The organism is Agromyces sp. Y182 (genome assembly GCF_059445385.1).
This window is the reverse complement of record NZ_JCAIUF010000001.1, coordinates 2,358,718-2,376,775: the sequence shown is the minus strand read 5'-3', so window position 1 is coordinate 2,376,775 and position 18,058 is coordinate 2,358,718. Positions and strand designations below refer to the sequence as shown.

Genomic DNA, 18,058 nt, shown 5'->3' with positions numbered 1-18,058 from the left:
CGGCGCGTTGCGCCTCATGCCAGCTTCAGGGTCGTCGCGAGCGGGCACCGACGCATCACCCGAACAGGATGATTCGGCGTCGCGCCGGTTTCGGTACGGTGGCCGCATCGTCACTGCGACGACCGCGGCGCCGAGCGCACGGATGCCGCGAATCAACGACCTGGGGGAACGTCATGAGTCTCGACCGCCACTCACGCAGCATGCTGCCGATCCCGGATCGCCCGGCCCCGGGCCTGACGACCTACGACGCGAAGGATCCGGACACGGCGTATCCGCCCATCGAACCGCTGTTGCCACCCGAGGGCGCGCCCAACGTGCTGATCGTGCTCGTCGACGATGTGGGCTTCGGGGCGTCGAGCGCGTTCGGCGGCCCGTGCAGCACGCCGAACGCCGAGAAGCTCGCGGCCGGCGGGCTGAAGTACAACCGCTTCCACACCACGGCCCTGTGCGCGCCCACGCGGGCGGCGATGCTGAGCGGCCGCAACCACCACTCGGTCGGCATGGGCAGCATCACCGAGACGGCGACGTCGGCACCCGGCAACAGCTCACTGAAGCCGAACACGAAGGCCCCCGTGGCGATGACGCTGAAGCTGAACGGGTACTCGACCGCGCAGTTCGGCAAGTGCCACGAGGTGCCCGTCTGGCAGTCCTCGCCCATGGGCCCCTTCGATGCGTGGCCATCGGGCGGCGGCGGGTTCGAGACCTTCTACGGCTTCATCGGCGGCGAGAACAACCAATGGGAGCCGGCCCTGTACGACGGCACCACCCCCGTCGAGCCGCCCGCGACCGCCGAGGAGGGCTACCACCTCACGGAGGATCTGGCCGATCACGCGGTGAGTTGGATCCGCACGCAGAAGGCGCTCATGCCCGACAAGCCGTTCTTCGTCTACTTCGCCCCCGGCGCGACGCACGCACCGCACCACGTGCCGCAGGAGTGGGCCGACAAATACAAGGGGAAGTTCGCCGACGGCTGGGATGCGCAACGGGAGAAGACCTTCGCACGCCAGAAGGAGCTCGGTGTGATTCCCCAAGACGCGGAGCTCACGCCGCGCAACCCGCTGATCACGGCGTGGGACGACATGCCCGACGACCTGAAGCCCGTGCTCGAACGGCAGATGGAGGTCTATGCCGGATTCCTCGAGCACACCGACCACCATGTCGGCCGGGTGATCGACGCCATCGAAGACCTCGGCGTGCTCGAGAACACGCTGATCTACTACATCATCGGCGACAACGGGGCATCCGCTGAAGGCACCATGAACGGCGCCTTCAACGAGATGGCGAACTTCAACGGCATGGCAGCGATAGAGACGCCCGAGTTCATGGTCTCGAAGATGGACGAGTTCGGCACGCCGAGCTCGTACAACCACTACGCGGTCGGCTGGGCCTGGGCGATGGACACGCCGTTCCAGTGGACGAAGCAGGTGGCGTCGCACTGGGGCGGCACCCGCAACGGCACCATCGTGCACTGGCCGAAGGGCATCGCCGAGCAGGGCGGGCTGCGCTCGCAGTTCACGCACTGCATCGACGTGGCGCCGACCATCCTCGAGGCCGCGGGCCTGCCGGAGCCGACAATGGTGAACGGCGTGCTGCAGTCGCCGATGGAGGGCACGAGCATGCTCTACTCGTTCAACGACTCCGGCGCCGCCGAACGCCACGAGCTGCAGTACTTCGAGATGTTCGGCAACCGCGGCGTCTACCACCGGGGGTGGAGCGCCGTCACGAAGCACAAGACGCCGTGGCTCATCGTCGATCCCGACACCCACGCCTTCGACGACGACGTCTGGGAACTCTACGACGGCTCCTCGGACTACAGCCAGGCACGGAACCTCGCGCAGGAGCAACCCGAGCGGCTCGCGCACCTGCAGCGACTCTGGCTGATCGAGGCGGCGAAGTACGACGTCTTGCCGATGGACGATCGCACGGGCGAGCGACTCAACCCCGAGTTGGCGGGTCGCCCGACCCTCATCCGCGGCAACAGCCAGCTGCTCTACCCGGGCATGGGGCGTCTGTCGGAGAACAGCGTGGTCAGCATCAAGAACAAGTCGTTCTCGGTGACGGCTGAGGTCGAGGCGCCCGAGGGCGGGGCGAACGGCGTGATCATCGCGCAGGGCGGCCGCTTCGGCGGTTGGACCCTCTACGCGTCAGAGGGCGCGGCGAAGTTCGTCTACAACGTGCTCGGTATCCAGTCGTTCGCGACAACGGCCGAGCAGCCGATTCCGGCCGGCACGCACCAAGTGCGCATGGAGTTCGCCTACGACGGCGGCGGCCTCGCGAAGGGCGGCGGCGTGACTCTCTACTACGACGGCGATGCCGTCGGCAGCGGGCGAGTCGAGACCACGCAGCCGATGATCTTCTCGGCCGATGAGACGACGGATGTCGGGTACGAATCGGGTACGACCGTCAGTCCCGACTACACGCCGCAGTCCAGTCGCTTCACGGGCAGGATCAACTGGGTGCAGATCGACGCCGGAGACGATGACCACGACCACTTCGTCGACCCCGAGGAGCGCATGCGCGTCGCGATGGCGCGTCAATAGGGCCGCGGGCCGGCTCGGCGGCGATCACGCCGCGGAGCCGGTGCTGCGACTCAGGCCGCGAGGCCGAGCCGGCGCAGGTCGTCGCTCGAGGCGCGGTACTCGTCGCCCGCTTCGACGGTGACCTCGCGCGGCACTCGGGCGCCGTTCTGCACCCTCGCGTCGCTGCCGATGATCGCGTACGCGCCGAGCACGGCATTGCGGCCGACGACGGCACGGCGGCCGACATGGGCGTTCACACCCACGACGGCGCGTTCGGCGACGATCGCGTCGCCCTCGATCCAGCCGCCCGGGCCGATCTGCGCCCCGCGCTGCACTTCGGCGCCCGGATCGACGTAGGCCGTCGGGTCGACGAACGCGGTCGGGTCGACCTTGGCGGTCGTGGCAACGAGGCCCCGGCCGTTCACGTGCTTGCGATAGCGACGCGTGATCCCGGCTTCGTCCTCGAACTCGACATAACTGATGCCCACGTTCTCCTCCTTCCGGGGTGGTGATTCCACACCCGAACACTGGTACAACACCACAGCTGACCGGGGAATTCCCGCAGTGCGAGAGCTGGTGCACTCGGGGACATCCGCGTAGTATCAAAGTGGTACCAAGCGACCGAAAGGCAAGCGAAATGGCGATGAATCTGCGCATCGACGAGGCCGACAGTGCGCTGCTGCGCGCCCTGGCAGCGAAGGAGCACCGCTCGATGAACGAGGTTGCGATCCTCGCGATCCGCGATCGGGCCGAGCGACTGTCGAAGAGCGAGCGCACGCGCGCCGCTCTCGATCGCATGGAGATCCGCGACGCGGCTCTGCTCGAAGCGCTCTCGAAGTGACCGAGTACGTCGATCCGCTCGATATCGAAGAATGGCTCGAGCGGCGCGGCCTGCATTTCCGCGACCGCTCGCTCTTCCTGTCGGCCTTGGCAGGCCCGATGCCGGTATTCGGCGAAGAGGTCTACGAAGGCCTGCATCTGAAGGCCGCGGTCTTGATGATCGGCATCAATCGAAACCATCCGTTGCTCGATGGAAACAAGCGACTGTCGTGGGCGGTGACGCTCGTCTTCTACGACCTCAACGGGTACGATCTCAGGCCCTCGGCCGACGCTGACGCGTTCATCCGTCGTGTTGCCGCCGGTAGCGAATCGCTCGCAGCGGCCATGGAGTGGCTCGAGCGGAACGCCCATCCGCTCGACTCACGAGGTTAGGCTGACCTAAGCACTACGGATGCCGCGTCGCGGGCCGTCCGCCGACCACCATCTCGCCAGGCCCAGCCATGCCCTCTGCACCGCTTCTCGAGCTCGATCACGTGAGCATCCGTCATGCGGGCGCGGAGGCCGCCACCCCGGTCGACGTGTCGTTCGATGTCGCACGCGGCGAGGTCGTGCTGATCCTCGGTCCGAGCGGCTGCGGCAAGTCGACGCTCACCCTGGCCCTCGACGGGCTCGTACCGCACGCGGTGCCCGCAACTCTCGACGGCACGGTGCTCGTGGCGGGGCTCGACACCCGCGAGCATCCCGTCGGCGTGCTGAGTGCGCACGTCGCCATGGTCTTCCAAGATCCCGACGCGCAGATCGTCACCGCCACCGTGCTCGACGAAGTGTGCTTCGCGCCCGAGAACCAGCTCGTCGAGGCATCCGAAGTGCGCCGGCGCGCCGAGCGCGCACTGAAACTCGTCGGCCTCTGGGATCGTCGCGCCGAGAACCCCGACGTGCTCTCTGGAGGCGGTCGGCAACGACTCGCGATCGCCTGCGCGCTGGCGATGGCGGCGCCCGTGCTCGTGCTCGATGAACCGACGGCGAACCTCGACCCCGCCGGCATCGACGAGGTCTACGCGGTGCTGCGCGAACTCGCGAGCGAGCGCGAGCATGCTGTCGTGCTCGTCGAACACAACCTCGACTCCGCCGTCGACATCGTCGATCGGGTGATCGTGCTCGATGCCGATGGGCGGCTCGTGATCGACGGGCCCGCCCGCACGACCCTGCGCGAACGGGCCGACGAGCTGGCCGCCCTCGGCGTCTGGCTGCCGGTATCGACGCTCGCGGGGATGCGCCTGCGCGACGCCGGGGTCGTGCTCGACCCGCTCCCCCTCACCCCGGCCGAGCTCGCGGCAGCCCTCGACGCGCAACCCGCCCTGCCTGCCCCGCTCATCGAATCGGCGCCCCGGCCGGAGTTCCGCTCCGTGAGCCTGTCGAAGGGAAGGGACGGTGAGGGCGGGGGTTCCCTTCGACAAGCCCAGGGAACGAGCGCCGATGAGGGAACCGGTGCCGATGAGGGAACCGGCGTCGCGATCCGCGCCCGCGCCCTCTCGGTGCGACGCGGCGGGCGACGCGGTCCGGTCGTCGTCGACGGCGTCGACCTCGAGGTGGCGACCGGGGACTTCCTCGCGATCGTCGGCACGAACGGCGCCGGCAAGACCACGCTGCTGCAGGCGCTCGCGGGCGTGATCCCTGCGCCTCGCGGCACGGTCGAGGTGCTGGGCGTCGACCCGGCTCGCTGCGACACCCGCGAACGAGCGCGCCGCATCGGCTTCGTGTTCCAGAACCCCGAGCACCAGTTCATCGCCCCGACGGTCGCCGAAGAACTCGCACACGGCCTCCGCCAGCAGGGCGCAACCGCCGCCGACATCGAACGCGGTGTCGACGCGATGCTCCGCCGCTTCGGGCTCGAAGCGCTGCGCGAACGCCACCCCTTCCTCCTCTCCGGCGGGCAGAAACGCCGCCTCTCGGTCGGCACCGCCCTGATCGCCGGCGCCCCCGTGCTCGCCCTCGACGAACCCACCTTCGGGCAAGATCGTGCACGCGCCGCCGAGCTCCTCGACCTGCTGCGCACCCTGAACGACGACGGGGCCACCGTGCTCGTCGTCACCCACGACCTGCAGCTCGTCGCCGACCATGCAAGCCACATCGCGGTCATGGCCGAAGGGCGCCTTCTCGGCGTGGGCCCGGCCGCCGAGGTGCTCGCGGGGCCGCTCATCGAGCAGGCCGGACTGCGTCACCCGCCGCTCGCCCGCGCCACTCGCGGCCTCGAGCGGCACCCCGCCTGGCATTCGGTGGTGCGGATGTCGCAGCTGCCGGTCACTTCGAAGGCGAACTCGTGAGCACGTTCGATGCGCACGGCGCCGAGGAGCCTCTCGGCGCGGCCGGGCACGACCGTGAGGGCCTCGCGGGCGCCGGAGCATCCGCTGCGCCCGACCTGACGGCGCCCGATGCGACCGCCCTCGACCCGACTGCACCGGCCCCGACGACCCTCGATCCGTTCTCCGAGCATCGCGCCCACCACCCCGCGCACTTCCTCTACGCCCTCAACCCGCTGGCCAAACTCGCGGCGCCGCTGCCCGTGATGGTACTCGTCGTGTTCAGCCGCGGCATCGCCGTGCCGCTCGCGTTCATCGTGTTCGCGATGGCGGTACTGCTCATCGGGGCACGGCTGCCGGGGCGCGCGGCCGCAGCACTCCTCGTCGGCACCCCCGTGGCCGCCGCGGTGCTCGGCGTGACGTTCGGCGTGTGGATCGACCCGTCGAGCGTGGCCGGCGAGCCGGCGGCATCCGTCACCCTCGTCTCGATCGGCGACTGGGACTTCACGCTCGCCGCCTACCTCGTCGGGCTTGCGACGGGGCTGCGCATCCTCGCGATCCTGCTGCTGTCGCTCATCGCCGGGGTCACCTCGACCGGGCCCGAGTTCGTTCGCGCGATGGTGGCGAACCTCGGGGTGTCGTACCGCATCGGCTACACAGCGCTGGCCGCGCTGCGATTCGTGCCCCGCTTCGGTCACGAGCTCGAGATCATCCGGGCCGCCCATCGCGTTCGGGGCACGGATGTCGGTCGCGGACCGGTCGCGGCCGTGCGACGTGCGCTCGGCTACATCGTGCCGTTGCTCGCCTCCGCGATCCGCCACGCCGAGCGAGTCGCCCTCGCGATGGACGCCCGTGCCTTCGGCGCGCACCCCTCGCGCACCGAGCGGCACCTCTCACCGTGGCGCGTGCGCGACACGGTGTTCGTGGCGTGCTTCCTCGTCGTGAGCGCCGCCATCGCCGCGCTGACGTGGGGCCGCTGAGCGCGCGCATCCCGCACACCCGTACCGGGAACGACGAAGGGCCGGACGGTATGCCGTCCGGCCCTTCGAGCAGCGTGCTACTCGGCCGCCGCGGTGTCTTCGATCTCGACGAGGAACAGGAGCGTCTGCCCGCCGAGTTCGTGCGCCTCGGCATCTGTGCCGTACGCGTACTCCGGCGGAATCGTCACGATGAGCTTCGTGCCGACCTTCTGGCCGACGAGCGCGGCACCGAAGCCCTGGATGACGCCATCGGTCGTGAACGTCGCGGCGTCACCGCCGTAGCTCTGGTCGAAGACCTCGCCGGTGTCCCAGCTGGTGCCCTGGTACTGCACGGTGACGCTATCGCCGGCCTGCACCTCGGCGCCGTCGCCCTCTTCGAGCACCTTCAGCTCGAGCTCGGTCGACGGCGGGGTGCCGGGCAGGGTCACCGTGGGCGCTTCGCCTTCGGCACCGAACTTGACCTCGGGCACGTTCTCGGTCCACTCGGCGGGCGTCAGGGGCTCCTGCACTTCGACGACGTCGATGACGATGACGACGGTCTCGCCGGCGGCGACGCCGATGGTCTCGTTGCCGGTGTCGCCGTAGAGCGTCGACGCGGGAGCGACGGTCACGGTGCGCGAGCCGACGGGCACGCAGTCGATGCCGGCGAGGAACGACTCGAAGACGCCCTCGTCGCCGACGGTGATCGTGGTGGGCTGCGAGAACAGCGACTCGCCGCTCGTGCCCGAGAAGGCGGTGACGACGACGTTCATCGGGTCGCCGTCGGCGGTCGTGTCACCGTCGCCCTCGATGGCGACGGTGCGCTCGAGCTCTTCGGCCTCGAGCGGCGTGGTGAACGTGGCGGTCGGCGAGGCGGCGAATTCACCCTCGACGGTCACACCGTCGCTGAGCGAACCCGACTTCACATCCATGCACTCGGCGGCAGCGGGTGTTTCGGATGCCTCGGGCTGGGGGCCGCCGGCGCAACCGGCGAGGAGCAGGGCTGCCACGGAGGCGAGCGCGATAGGCGCGGCACGGCGCAGGGCACGGTTCATGGGAGAAACTCTCGATTCGATCGTCAGCTGTGTGTGCCCAGTCTGCACGGTTCTGCTTTCGATTGCCTGAGTTCGTGCTCTCAGTGGCCTGAGTCAGCCGCCGGGATTCCGCGGCGGACCACCGGAATCCGCTCGTTCTGGGCCGATCAGGGCCAGAATGGGTGAATGGGGGACAAGTTGGGGGAACCTGATCTCGCTGGAGGATTCGCGGCTGCGGCCGCGTCGTTCATCGAGCTCGACGACGTACTGTGGAATCCGATCTCGACCGCGGCGGTAGCGCGGGCACGGCCCCGATTCGACGAGCTCGTGCTCGACGCGTGCTCGGGCGACGGGGCATCCGCGTTGCCGACCGCGGAGCTCGTGGGCATCGGCGGGGTGGTCGATGCGGTCGAGCTCGCCGAGCCGCTCGTCGAGGTCGCACGAGAACGAGCAGGCGAGCGGATGCCGCAGCTGCGCTTCCACGTCGCCGACGTCACGAGTTGGGAGCCCACGGGGTACGACCTCGTGCAGTGCGTGCTGGGCGTCTTCTTCTTCCCCGATCCCGATGACGGCACCCGCCACCTGATCGAGCGGGCCCGGCCCGGAGGTCGGGTCACGATCACGGTTTGGGCCCGGGGCGCGTTCGAGCCCGTTCCGGAGCTGCTCGCGGCGGCCCTGCCAGATGGCGGCGCCGCGCTCGATGACGACGCTCCGCGCTCGGCCGGGCTCGAGTCGATCGACACCGCGGGAAGTCTCGCGCAATGGCTCACCGGGCTCGGGCTCACGGGGGTGCGCGCCGAGGCGGTGCAGCGGCACCTCGAGCTCACTCCCGAGCTCTCATGGACGCTCGTGCTCGGCACCGCGCTTCGCTTCATGCTCGACGGACTCGACGAGCAGGCGATCGCCGGCGTGCGAAAGCGGTACCTCGACGCGCTCGCCGAGCGTGACCTGGCCTCGATCGACGTGACGACGCTCATCGCCGTCGGTCGGCGCCCGTCGGCCCCGACAGGGCCGGTCGAGTAACGCTGGTCGAGTAGCGACCGACGAAGGACGCGTCTCGAGACCCCGCACCGGGTCCCGACACGCTCGCTGCGCTCCCGACTCGACCAGCGATCCCCGGGGTATTGACCTTGACCTTGACCTTGGGTCAGGGTGCAGGCTGACGACATGAACACGACGAAAGCAACGAAAGCAACCGATTCCAACACGGCATGGACTGGCATGGTGTCGGTCGATGACACGGCCTTGGCGGTCACCGACACAGGTGGCCCGGGCATCCCCGTGGTCTACCTGAACGGCGCGTACGCCTCGCAGCGGCACTGGGGGCGCGTCGTCGCCGATCTCGGACCGGGCATGCGGCACATCACGTTCGACGAACGCGCCCGCGGAAAATCGAAGCTCGCGGCCGACTATTCGTTCGAAGCCTGCATGCGAGACATCGACGCCGTCCTCGCGGCGAGGGGCGTGGACCGGGCACTCCTGGTGGGCTGGTCCTACGGGGCCCTGCTGGGAGTGCACTGGGCCAGCCGGAACCCGGCCCGCGCCCTGGGCGTGGTGGGGGTCGACGGCCCGTACCCGGTCGGCTGGACCGACGAGGCCGGCCACGACGAGATCCGGAAGGTGTTCGGGCGCATGAAGCCGATGATGCCGCTGGTTCGCCCGCTGGGTCTGGCGGCGCGGTTCTCGGCCGAGACGCACGCGGATCTCGCCATCGAGTCCCACCTGCTGCACGCCGCCCTCGAACCGATCCTCGACGGCATGACCGTGCCGGTCCGGTACGTCGTCGCGTCCGGTGAGGCCGTGGGCAGCCGCGACGACCTGCAGGAGCAGATGCGGAAGGCCATCGACCCCGTGCTGGCCCGCAACTCGAACCTGAAGATCAGCGCGAAGGTCGCCAGCAACCATGGAAGCGTCCTGCGCAAGGATTCCCCGGCCGTCGCCGCGGTTGTGCGCGAGGTCGCCGCCCTCGAGCGAAGCGGTCGTTGAGGGCATGACCGGCGGACTCACGATCGGGCAGGCGGCGGCCTTCGCCGGTATCACGGTGAAGACCGTGCGGCACTACCACCGGCTCGGCCTCGTCGACGAACCACGACGCGACACCTCCGGGTACCGGCGCTACGGATCGGACGAGCTGCTGCGCCTGGTGCAGGTTCGGACCCTGGCTGCCGCGGGCGTGCCGCTGGCCGAGATCGGGTCCCTGCTCGACGCCGACACCGAGCAGTTCTCCGCTGCCGTCGCCGACGTCGACGAGCGGCTGACCGATCGGATCACGGACCTGATCGCGCGTCGCGACACGCTGCACCGGCTCGCCGACGGCGACCGCGCGTTGCTGCCCGACCGCGCGTGCGCCGTGCTCGACCGGATGCGCGCTCTCGGCTTCAGCCCCGATTACGTGGTCGGCCAACGCGAGGGCCTCGTGCTCGCCCGGGCGCTGTTGCCGGGCGGCTTCGACGGCTTCCTGACCCAGATCGAGCTTCGGCTCGACGACCCCGGGTACGTCGACCTGACCAAGCGCAGTTGGGAGGCCGAGAGCTGGGGCCCGGACGACCCGCGCATCGAGGAACTCGCGACCGCCACGGCCGACCATTACCTCGCCAACCCCGCCCTGCTGGGGGATCCCGGCATCATGCGGGCCTGGATCGACGCCTCCGCCAAGTACACACTGATCAACAACCACGGCGAAGGCCAGGCGCCGATCTCTGCGCGGCTGACCGCGCTCACCGAGGCCAGGCTCCGCGCCGCAGGAGTCCCCGTGCCGCACGAGCGACCCGAGGTCTGAACGCCCGATCGCCGGTCGAGGAGACCCCGCACGGGTCTCGATACGCTCGCTTCGCTCCCTACTCGACCGGCGGAACCACGTCCGACCCGACCCCGCACGCCCAACCGCCGGTCGAGTAGCGCCCGACGAAGGAGGACGCGTATCGAGACCCCCGCACGGGTCTCGATACGCTCGCTTCGCTCCCTACTCGACCGGCGGAACCACGTCAGACCCGACCGCGACCGCGCGGGAGTCGTCGTTCGACCATTGGCTCCACGAGCCCGGGTAGAGCGCCGCCCCGATGCCGGCGATGGCGAGCGCCGCGACCTCGTGCGCGGCCGTCACCCCCGACCCGCAGTAGGCCGCGACGGGTGTGCCGACGGTCGCGCCGACTCCGGCGAAGCGTTCGCGCAGCGCCTCGGGCGACAGGAACCGGCCCTCGGCATCGAGGTTGTCGCCGCTCGGCGCGGAGCGAGCGCCCGCGATGTGCCCGGCGCGGGGGTCGATCGGTTCGACTTCCCCGCGGTACCGCGGTGCGGCTCGTGCGTCGAGCAGCACGCCTTCGGCCGGGAATGCCGCCGCCGCGTCGATGTCGATCACCGGCATCGAGCCGAAGTGCGCGGTCGCGTCGCCGGGCTCGGGGGTGACGTCGCCGGTCTCGATCGGATGCCCCGCGGCCCGCCACGCGCCGAGACCGCCGTCGAGCATGCGCACATCTTCAGCCCCTGCGTGCCGGAGCAGCCACCATGCCCGTGCGGAGGACTGGTTGCCGACGTCGTCCATGACCACGACGGTGTCACCGTCGCGCACGCCCCAGCGCCGCATGGCGGCGGTCAACGCCGCTTCAGAGGGCAGCGGATGCCGCCCCTCCCCCGTCACCGCGTGATCAGCGAGCTCGTGATCGAGGTCGACGTACACGGCGCCCGGAACGTGCCCCGCGCGGTACGCCTCCGAGCCGTCGGGCTGCGCGAGGGTCCAGCGCACGTCGAGCACGACCGTTCGCGCTCCATCGGAGAGTCGTCGGGCGAGCGCTTCGGCGTCGATGAGAATCAGCATTCCTCCATCCAACCCGCAGACGCCCGTTCTGCGCGCAGCATCCATGTCTCCGTTGCATAACTTGGCTTGCGGATGCCTCGTCACGCACCGTATCTTCGAGGGAGTCGAAATAGTGACCGAATGGTCGGTCATGAATCATCACCCCCACTCAGCGAAGAGAACCCGCCAGGGCTCAAAGGAGAGTTCACCCATGCACCGTGTGCAACGCCGTCTGCTCGTTCCCGCCGCGGTCGCGGCATCCATCGCCCTCGCACTCACCGGTTGCGGCGCCTCGAACTTCGGCGGCGACTCCGGCGACGACGGCGCCTCGGAAGAGGGCCCGATCAAGATCGGCGCCGTGCTCGACATCACGGGTGTCGGCGCGAACCTCGGCGTGCCCGAGCAGAACACGCTCAACATGCTCGCCGAGCAGCTCAACGAAGACGGCGGCATCGACGGCCGCGAGGTCGAGCTGATCATCAAAGACAATCAGTCCACCGAAGACGGCGCAGCCAAGGCCACGTCGCAGCTCATCGAGAACGACGACGTCGACCTCATCATCGGTTCCTCCCGCACCGGCCCGTCGCTCGCAATGCGCCCGCTCGTCGAGGCAGCGCAAGTGCCGACCATCTCGGTCGCCGCGAACGCCGCGATCGTCGACGGCTCGGAGTGGGTCTTCAAGACCGCGCAGAACGACCTCGTCGTGCTCGAGCGCATCCTCGACGACGCCGAGTCGAAGGGCTACACGAAGGTCGCACTCGTGCGCGACGCAACGGGCTTCGGCGAGGGCATCGCCGACATCATCACCGAGCTCGGCGCCGAGCGCGGCATCACGCTCACGGCGACCGAGTCGTTCGAGCCGAGCGCGACCGACTTCACCGCGCAGATGACGAACATCCGCGGCGCCGACGCCGACGCCGTCATCATCTGGGGCATCACCCCGTCGGCCGGCCTCGCGCAGGCGGCCTACGTGCAGCTCGGGGTGGGCAAGCCGGTCTACCAGTCGCACGGTGTGGCCAACGAAGCGTTCTTCGAAGCCGCCGGGCCCGCAGCCGAGGGCGTCATCGCACCGATGGGCCGCCTGCTCGTCGCCGACCAGCTCGCCGACGACGACCCGCAGAAAGAGGTCATCGACCAGTTCATCGCGGACTACACCGAGGCCTTCGGCAGCTCGCCCTCGAGCTTCGCCGGGCACGCGTTCGACGCATGGCTCGTCGGCACGCAGGCCATCGAGGCCGCGGGCACCGACCCTGAGGCCCTCCGCGACGCGATCGAGTCGACCACCGACCTCGTGGGCATCTCGGGCGTCTTCACGATGACCCCCGAGAACCACTCCGGCCTCACCGCCGACGCGCTCATCATGGCGCTCGCCGAGGGCGGCCGCTGGACCCTCTACGAAGAGTAGGCAGCACTCGTTTTGATCGATTTCCTCCAGCTGACGGTGGCAGGGCTCTCACAGGGATCTGTGTACGCCCTGCTCGCCGTCGGCCTCATCGCCACCTACACGGTGCGGCACGTCGTGAACATCGCCCAGGGCGACTACGCGACGCTGGCCGGTCTCGGCAGCATCTCGCTCGTCACGGCCGGCCTGCCGCTGCCCGTCGCCATCCTCATCGCGCTCGTCTCGGTGACCCTCGCATCAGTGCTCATCGAACGCCTCGTGATCTCACGCGTGAAGAACCTCACGACGCTCGTCTCGATCATCCTGACCCTCGGCGTCTCGACGTTGCTGCAGGCGATCATGCTCCTCATCTGGGGAGCAGAGGGTCGACGTCTGCCCGCCTTCCCCGGCAGCGACCTCGACCTCGGCGGTGTCAGCATCCGCTCGCAGGAGCTCTGGATGCTCGGTGCACTCGTCGTCGTCGGCGGCGGCGTGCTGCTCTTCTACGAGAAGACCCGCTGGGGAAAGGCGCTGCGCGCGAGCGCAGAGCAGCCGGTTGCAGCACGCATCGTCGGTATCTCGCCGGCCGTGGCATCCGTCATCGCCTTCGCGATCGCCGGGTTCGTGGGCGCGACGGCGGGCGTCGTCAGCTCGCCGATCTACCTCTCGATCTGGTCGGGCGGCCTGCTGCTCGGCCTCAAGGGGTTCGTGGCGGCGGTGCTCGGCGGGCTCGTCTCGTTCCGTGCGGCGATCGTCGGCGCGCTGCTGCTCGGCATCATCGAGTCGTACGTCGCCGGCTACGTGGCATCCGGATGGAAGGACGCCGTCGCGTTCTTCATCCTCATCATCGTGCTCATCATCCGACCGGCTGGCCTCGTGCTGCGCCCGAACGCCGTGAGGGTCTGAGATGTCCTACCTGAACAAGGCCGCCATGCGGTCGAAGACCGGCTTCTGGCCCAACAACCGCGGCACGATCATCGGCGTCGCAGTGTTCGCCGTGATCATCGCCATCGTGCCCTTCACTGCGAGCTCGTCGATGATGAACATCGCCGTCTTCTCGATGATCTTCGCGCTGCCCGCGATCGGCCTGTCACTGCTCATGGGCCTCGCCGGCCAGGTGTCGCTCGGCCAGGCGGCGTTCTTCGCGATCGGCGCGTACACGCACGCGATCCTGTTGCAGAAGTTCGAGCTGCCGGGCCTCGTCGCCGCGGTCGGCGGCGTCGTCGCGGCGATGCTCGCGGCGCTCCTCGTCGGCTTGCCGATGCTGCGCCTGCGCGGCCACTACCTCGCCCTCGCGACACTCGGCCTCGGCTTCATCGTCATGATCGCCGTGCGCGAGTGGGACTTCACGGGCCGCACGACGGGCATCTACGGCTACGGGCGACCCGAGATCTTCGGCATCCCGATCGACAACAACGGCCTGTTCTTCTGGTTCGTCGCACCGTTCGTGCTCATCGGCCTCGTGCTCGCGCTGAACCTCACCCGCTCGCGGGCGGGCCGGGCGCTCTCATCGGTCAACGACTCCGAGCTCGCAGCCGAGTCGCTCGGCGTCAACACCTACGCCTTGCGCGTGAAGGTCTTCACCCTCTCGGCAGGCTTCGCCGGGCTCGGCGGCGTCTTCTACGCCTATCAGGTGCAGATCGTCTCGCCGCAGGTCGCGGAGTTCCACGTCTCGGTGGAGCTGCTGCTGATGGTCGTCATCGGCGGCCTCGGCTCGGTGTGGGGCGCGATCGCCGGAGCGTTCATCGTGGAGCTGCTCTCCGAGGGGCTGCGCGACCTGATTCCCGCGATCATCCCCGGCGCGACGGGCGAAGTGCAGCTCATCGGCTACGGCCTCGTGCTGATCCTCGTGATCATCCTCTTGCCCGGCGGGCTCTACCAGGTCGTGAAGACCGCGTGGGCGGCGATTCGCCGGCGAATGGCCAAGCGGGCGGATGCCGCGGCGCGGCCGGTGCCCGACGGCACTGCCGACGCGGGTGCGGGCTCCAGCGACGTGCCGACGCGTGCGTTCGGCGGGTTGCCGGGCGAGTCGGCGTCAGGTGCCGCCGGTGCCGCCGGCCTCAATGCCGCCAGTGCCGCCAGTGCCGGGGGTCTCGACGAGGCGACGGATGCCGCGGCATCCGCCCCTCGCATACCGGCCGTCTCGACGCCGGTGGCGGTCGGCGAGACGATCCTCGAGGTCACGGGTCTCACCAAGCGCTATGGCGGCGTGGTCGCCGTCGACGACGTGAGCTTCACCGTGCCCGCCGGCCGCATCATGGGCCTCATCGGCCCGAACGGCGCCGGCAAGACGACGTGCTTCAACATGATCACGGGCGCGATCACCCCGACGTCGGGCACCGTGCGCTTCCTCGGCCAGGAGGTGCAGGGCAAGAAGCCGCACGTCGGCGCCGAAGCCGGACTCACCCGCACGTTCCAGAACCTGCAGGTGTTCTCCTCGACCGATGTCGTCGGCAACGTCTACATGGGCCGCTACCGCAAGGGCCGGGCCGGCATCCTCCGCGGCATGCTCGGCCTGCAGGGCCGCGAGCAGTACGCGCACGAGGAGATCGCCCACGACATCCTCGACTCGATGCGGCTCGGCGATGTCGCAGGCCTCGCCGCGGGCGACCTGCCGTTCGGCCGCCAGCGCATGATGGAGGTGTGCCGGGCGCTCGCCGCCGAGCCCGCGCTGCTGCTGCTCGACGAGCCGATGGCCGGACTCTCGGGCAGCGAGCGCGAGCTGCTCGCGACGTTGTTGCGGGCGCTGCGCGACGCAGGTCTCACGATCGTGCTCGTCGAGCACGACGTGGCGCAGGTCATGGCCCTCGCCGATTCGGTCGCGGTGCTCGACGACGGCGTGCTCATCGCGCACGGCGACCCCGAGTCGGTGCGCAACGACCCCGCGGTCATCGTCGCCTACCTCGGCACCGATGCCGAAGAGGCCGAAGCCGAGCTGAAAGAGCTGGAGGACCACTCATGACCCTCGAAGTCGTTGGCCTCGATGCGGGCTACGGCAAGCTCGCCATTCTGCACGACGTGAGCCTCTCGGTCGCGCCGGGCGAGATCGTGACCGTGGTCGGTTCGAACGGCGCGGGCAAGACGACTCTCCTGCGGGCGCTCAACGGTCTCATCAAGCCCACCGCCGGAACCGTCACGCTCGCCGGAGTGAACCTCACCGCGCAGCCGACGGAGAAGATGGCGGCGCTCGGCCTCACCCACGTGCCCGAGAACCGGTTGTGCTTCCCGTCGCTCTCGGTGCGCGACAACCTCATGCTCGGCGCGTGGAGCCGCGGCGGCAAGGGCGACCTCGCGGCCGTGCTCGAGCTCTTCCCGCGGCTGCAGCCTCGTCTCGGCCAAGCGGCCGGCACGCTCTCGGGCGGCGAGCAGCAGATGGTCGCGATCGGCCGCGGCCTCATGGCTTCGCCCAAGGCGATCCTGCTCGACGAACCCTCGATCGGGCTCGCCCCGAAGGTCGTCGCCGAGATCATGAAGGTACTCACCGAGCTGCGCGGCCGCGGCATGGCCGTGCTCCTCGTCGAACAGAACGTGCGCGCCTCATTCGGCATCGCCGACCGGGCCGTGGTGATGCAGCGGGGTCGTGTGGTGCTCGAGGGAACGCCCGCCGAACTCGTGGAGCTGCCCGAGGTGCGCAACGCGTACCTCGGGGGTGCTGCGGCGTAGCCGACGCGGCGTGTTGGCGGACCCAGGCGCGGGCGCGCCGGTCGGCGGCACCCCAGCGTGCGAGGCGGTCATGCGAGATCTGCCTCAGGTGAGGCAGAGGTCACATGGGTGATCCCGACGCCTCTCCTATATGGGTGATACGAACTCCTCCGGAATCGCAGCGGCGGGTCGACGTCCGGCCACCGATGAGTTGCCGGGTCGAGGTCTCGATACGCTCGCTGGCGCTCACTACTCGACCAGCGGGAGGGGCGCTCGCTGGCGCTCGCTACTCGACCAGCGGAAGCGGCGCTCACTACTCGCCCGGCGGAAGCTCGTCGCGGCGACGCCGCTTCTGCACTTCGGGCACCGTCAGCTCGGGCACCGCGCGCAACATGAACCGGTCGAAGTCGGGCACCGTGAACGCGGCGTAGCCGTGCTCGGGGGTGTAGAGCAGCCCCATGTCGATGAGCTCTGCGCGAGTCGGGCCGACCTGCGTCGATTCGCGCCCCATGACCCTCGCGACATCCGATGCCTTCTGCGGCTCTGAGCCGAGCTCCGCCATCGCGCGCATGTACGCCGTCTGCAGCGGAGTCGCCCGATCGAGTCGCACCCTGAAGAACGATCCGTCGAGCTTCGCCTCGTAGGCGTCCTTCGCGATCTCGACGTCGTCGCGGCGCACGCGGCCGTCGACGGCGACACCCCAGACCTGATAGCCGAGTTCCTGAATGAAGTAGGGGTAGCCCTGCGTGATCTCGATGGCGAGGTCGACGGCGTCGGCGTCGCAGACGACGCCTTCGACGAGAGCGGGTTCGATGAGGGCTTTGCGAGCGTCGTCGCCGGTGAGCGAGCCGATGCGCGGAAACTTGAACAAGCGCTCGGCATACGATTTCGCGTCACCGGCGAGCTCGGCGATCTGCGGCAGGCCCGCCCCGACGAACGTGATCGGGAGCTTGCGCTGCACCGTCTTGTGCACGGCCTGGATCAGCGCTTCGAGTTGCGAGCGCCCGAGGAACTGCACTTCGTCGATGAGCAGCGCGACGCCGCGCCCCTGCTCAGCGGCCGCTTCACCGAGTGCGACGAAGACATCGGTGAGGTCCATCGACAGGTCGCCGTGATCGCCCAGGCCCTCAGCGGGTGGCACGTCCCATGACACGCTGAACGTGCCCTGCTGATCGACCGACACCGCGAACGCGCTCAGCACCTCGGCGGCGCGTCGGCCCCGCTCGGTCCACCGAGCGCGCGGAGAGAGGCGGAGCAGGGCGGCCTTCAGCTGCGAGAACATCGACTGCCGGAAGCGAGCGTCGTCGTGCTTCGCCGCCTCGATCTCGACGACTTCCCAGTGCGCAGCGCTCGCGATGTCCATGAACTGACCGAGCAAGACGGTCTTGCCGACGCCGCGCAACCCCGTGATGATCATGGACTGCTCGGTTCGCCCACGTTCCAGCCGGCTCAGGAGCACCCGGAACGCATCGATCTGGTCGCCTCTGCCGACGACGATCTCGGGGGCAGCACCGGCATTCGGCGTATACGGGTTGCTGATGCTGTCCATGACCCAGATCTTAGAACCTTTACCAGACTTTATCGAGGAGTCATAAAACCGACTAAAGAGCCATCAGCCTGTAGATAGAATGACAGGACGGTGCGAGCGCG

The 18,058-nt window shown here is 69.3% G+C and carries 16 protein-coding genes; 12 read left to right on the top strand and 4 right to left on the bottom strand.

The features are described 5' to 3' along the window. The first annotated feature begins 173 nt into the window (after window positions 1-173). Window positions 174-2,540, top strand: a complete 2,367-nt coding sequence (locus tag AC1C2R_RS11000) for an arylsulfatase (protein ID WP_495352517.1) — start codon at window positions 174-176, stop codon at window positions 2,538-2,540. 50 nt (window positions 2,541-2,590) lie between these two features. Here the strand turns inward: AC1C2R_RS11000 and AC1C2R_RS10995 are convergent, their stop codons facing one another. Beyond that, window positions 2,591-3,007: a transferase gene (locus tag AC1C2R_RS10995; RefSeq protein ID WP_495352516.1), complete on the bottom strand. Its 417-nt coding sequence runs from the start codon at window positions 3,005-3,007 to the stop codon at window positions 2,591-2,593. Between the two features lie 149 nt (window positions 3,008-3,156). Here AC1C2R_RS10995 and AC1C2R_RS10990 point away from each other — a divergent pair, with 149 nt between their 5' ends. The 4 genes from AC1C2R_RS10990 (at window position 3,157) to AC1C2R_RS10975 (ending at window position 6,579) form a co-directional block, all read left to right on the top strand. Further along, window positions 3,157-3,360 carry a hypothetical protein gene (locus AC1C2R_RS10990; RefSeq protein ID WP_495352515.1) on the top strand — a complete coding sequence of 68 codons (204 nt, stop codon included), beginning with the start codon at window positions 3,157-3,159 and terminating at the stop codon, window positions 3,358-3,360. Next, complete coding sequence (locus AC1C2R_RS10985) at window positions 3,357-3,731, top strand: type II toxin-antitoxin system death-on-curing family toxin (RefSeq protein WP_495379920.1); 375 nt, start codon at window positions 3,357-3,359, stop codon at window positions 3,729-3,731. The genes AC1C2R_RS10990 and AC1C2R_RS10985 overlap by 4 nt, the downstream gene beginning before the upstream one ends. Before the next feature lie 68 nt (window positions 3,732-3,799). After that, the gene (locus AC1C2R_RS10980; protein ID WP_495379919.1) at window positions 3,800-5,623 is read left to right on the top strand and encodes an ABC transporter ATP-binding protein; all 1,824 of its coding nucleotides are present in this window, start codon (window positions 3,800-3,802) and stop codon (window positions 5,621-5,623) included. Further along, on the top strand, window positions 5,620-6,579 hold the full coding sequence (locus AC1C2R_RS10975) for an energy-coupling factor transporter transmembrane component T (protein WP_495379918.1): 960 nt from the start codon (window positions 5,620-5,622) through the stop codon (window positions 6,577-6,579). The genes AC1C2R_RS10980 and AC1C2R_RS10975 overlap by 4 nt, the downstream gene beginning before the upstream one ends. 77 nt (window positions 6,580-6,656) lie before the next feature. Here AC1C2R_RS10975 and AC1C2R_RS10970 read toward each other — a convergent pair whose 3' ends face one another. Then, window positions 6,657-7,613, bottom strand: a complete 957-nt coding sequence (locus AC1C2R_RS10970) for an FKBP-type peptidyl-prolyl cis-trans isomerase (RefSeq protein WP_495352511.1) — start codon at window positions 7,611-7,613, stop codon at window positions 6,657-6,659. A 165-nt stretch (window positions 7,614-7,778) separates the two neighbouring features. Here AC1C2R_RS10970 and AC1C2R_RS10965 point away from each other — a divergent pair, with 165 nt between their 5' ends. From AC1C2R_RS10965 to AC1C2R_RS10955, 3 genes are all read left to right on the top strand, one after another. After that, window positions 7,779-8,615 (top strand): class I SAM-dependent methyltransferase, encoded by an 837-nt coding sequence (locus AC1C2R_RS10965; protein WP_495379917.1) that lies wholly within the window; start codon window positions 7,779-7,781, stop codon window positions 8,613-8,615. A gap of 144 nt (window positions 8,616-8,759) precedes the next feature. Continuing rightward, window positions 8,760-9,578 (top strand): alpha/beta fold hydrolase, encoded by an 819-nt coding sequence (locus AC1C2R_RS10960; protein WP_495379916.1) that lies wholly within the window; start codon window positions 8,760-8,762, stop codon window positions 9,576-9,578. 4 nt (window positions 9,579-9,582) lie between these two features. Next, window positions 9,583-10,371 carry a MerR family transcriptional regulator gene (locus tag AC1C2R_RS10955; RefSeq protein WP_495352508.1) on the top strand — a complete coding sequence of 263 codons (789 nt, stop codon included), beginning with the start codon at window positions 9,583-9,585 and terminating at the stop codon, window positions 10,369-10,371. A gap of 183 nt (window positions 10,372-10,554) precedes the next feature. Here the strand turns inward: AC1C2R_RS10955 and AC1C2R_RS10950 are convergent, their stop codons facing one another. After that, window positions 10,555-11,406, bottom strand: a complete 852-nt coding sequence (locus tag AC1C2R_RS10950) for a sulfurtransferase (RefSeq protein WP_495379915.1) — start codon at window positions 11,404-11,406, stop codon at window positions 10,555-10,557. A 190-nt stretch (window positions 11,407-11,596) separates the two neighbouring features. On the opposite strand from AC1C2R_RS10950, the gene AC1C2R_RS10945 reads away from it, so the two are divergent. The 4 genes from AC1C2R_RS10945 to AC1C2R_RS10930 are packed head-to-tail and all read left to right on the top strand — an operon-like array spanning window position 11,597 to window position 16,429. Then, entirely contained in the window at window positions 11,597-12,790 is a 1,194-nt protein-coding gene (locus AC1C2R_RS10945) for an ABC transporter substrate-binding protein (protein ID WP_495379914.1), read from the top strand. 12 nt (window positions 12,791-12,802) lie between these two features. After that, window positions 12,803-13,672, top strand: coding sequence for a branched-chain amino acid ABC transporter permease (locus AC1C2R_RS10940; RefSeq protein WP_495352505.1), 870 nt, complete (start codon window positions 12,803-12,805; stop codon window positions 13,670-13,672). Between the two features lies 1 nt (window position 13,673). Continuing rightward, entirely contained in the window at window positions 13,674-15,728 is a 2,055-nt protein-coding gene (locus AC1C2R_RS10935; protein WP_495379913.1) for a branched-chain amino acid ABC transporter ATP-binding protein/permease, read from the top strand. Further along, entirely contained in the window at window positions 15,725-16,429 is a 705-nt protein-coding gene (locus AC1C2R_RS10930) for an ABC transporter ATP-binding protein (RefSeq protein ID WP_495379912.1), read from the top strand. The genes AC1C2R_RS10935 and AC1C2R_RS10930 overlap by 4 nt, the downstream gene beginning before the upstream one ends. A gap of 292 nt (window positions 16,430-16,721) precedes the next feature. Here AC1C2R_RS10930 and AC1C2R_RS10925 read toward each other — a convergent pair whose 3' ends face one another. Beyond that, on the bottom strand, window positions 16,722-17,957 hold the full coding sequence (locus tag AC1C2R_RS10925) for an ATP-binding protein (protein WP_495352502.1): 1,236 nt from the start codon (window positions 17,955-17,957) through the stop codon (window positions 16,722-16,724). Window positions 17,958-18,058: the final 101 nt, after the last annotated feature.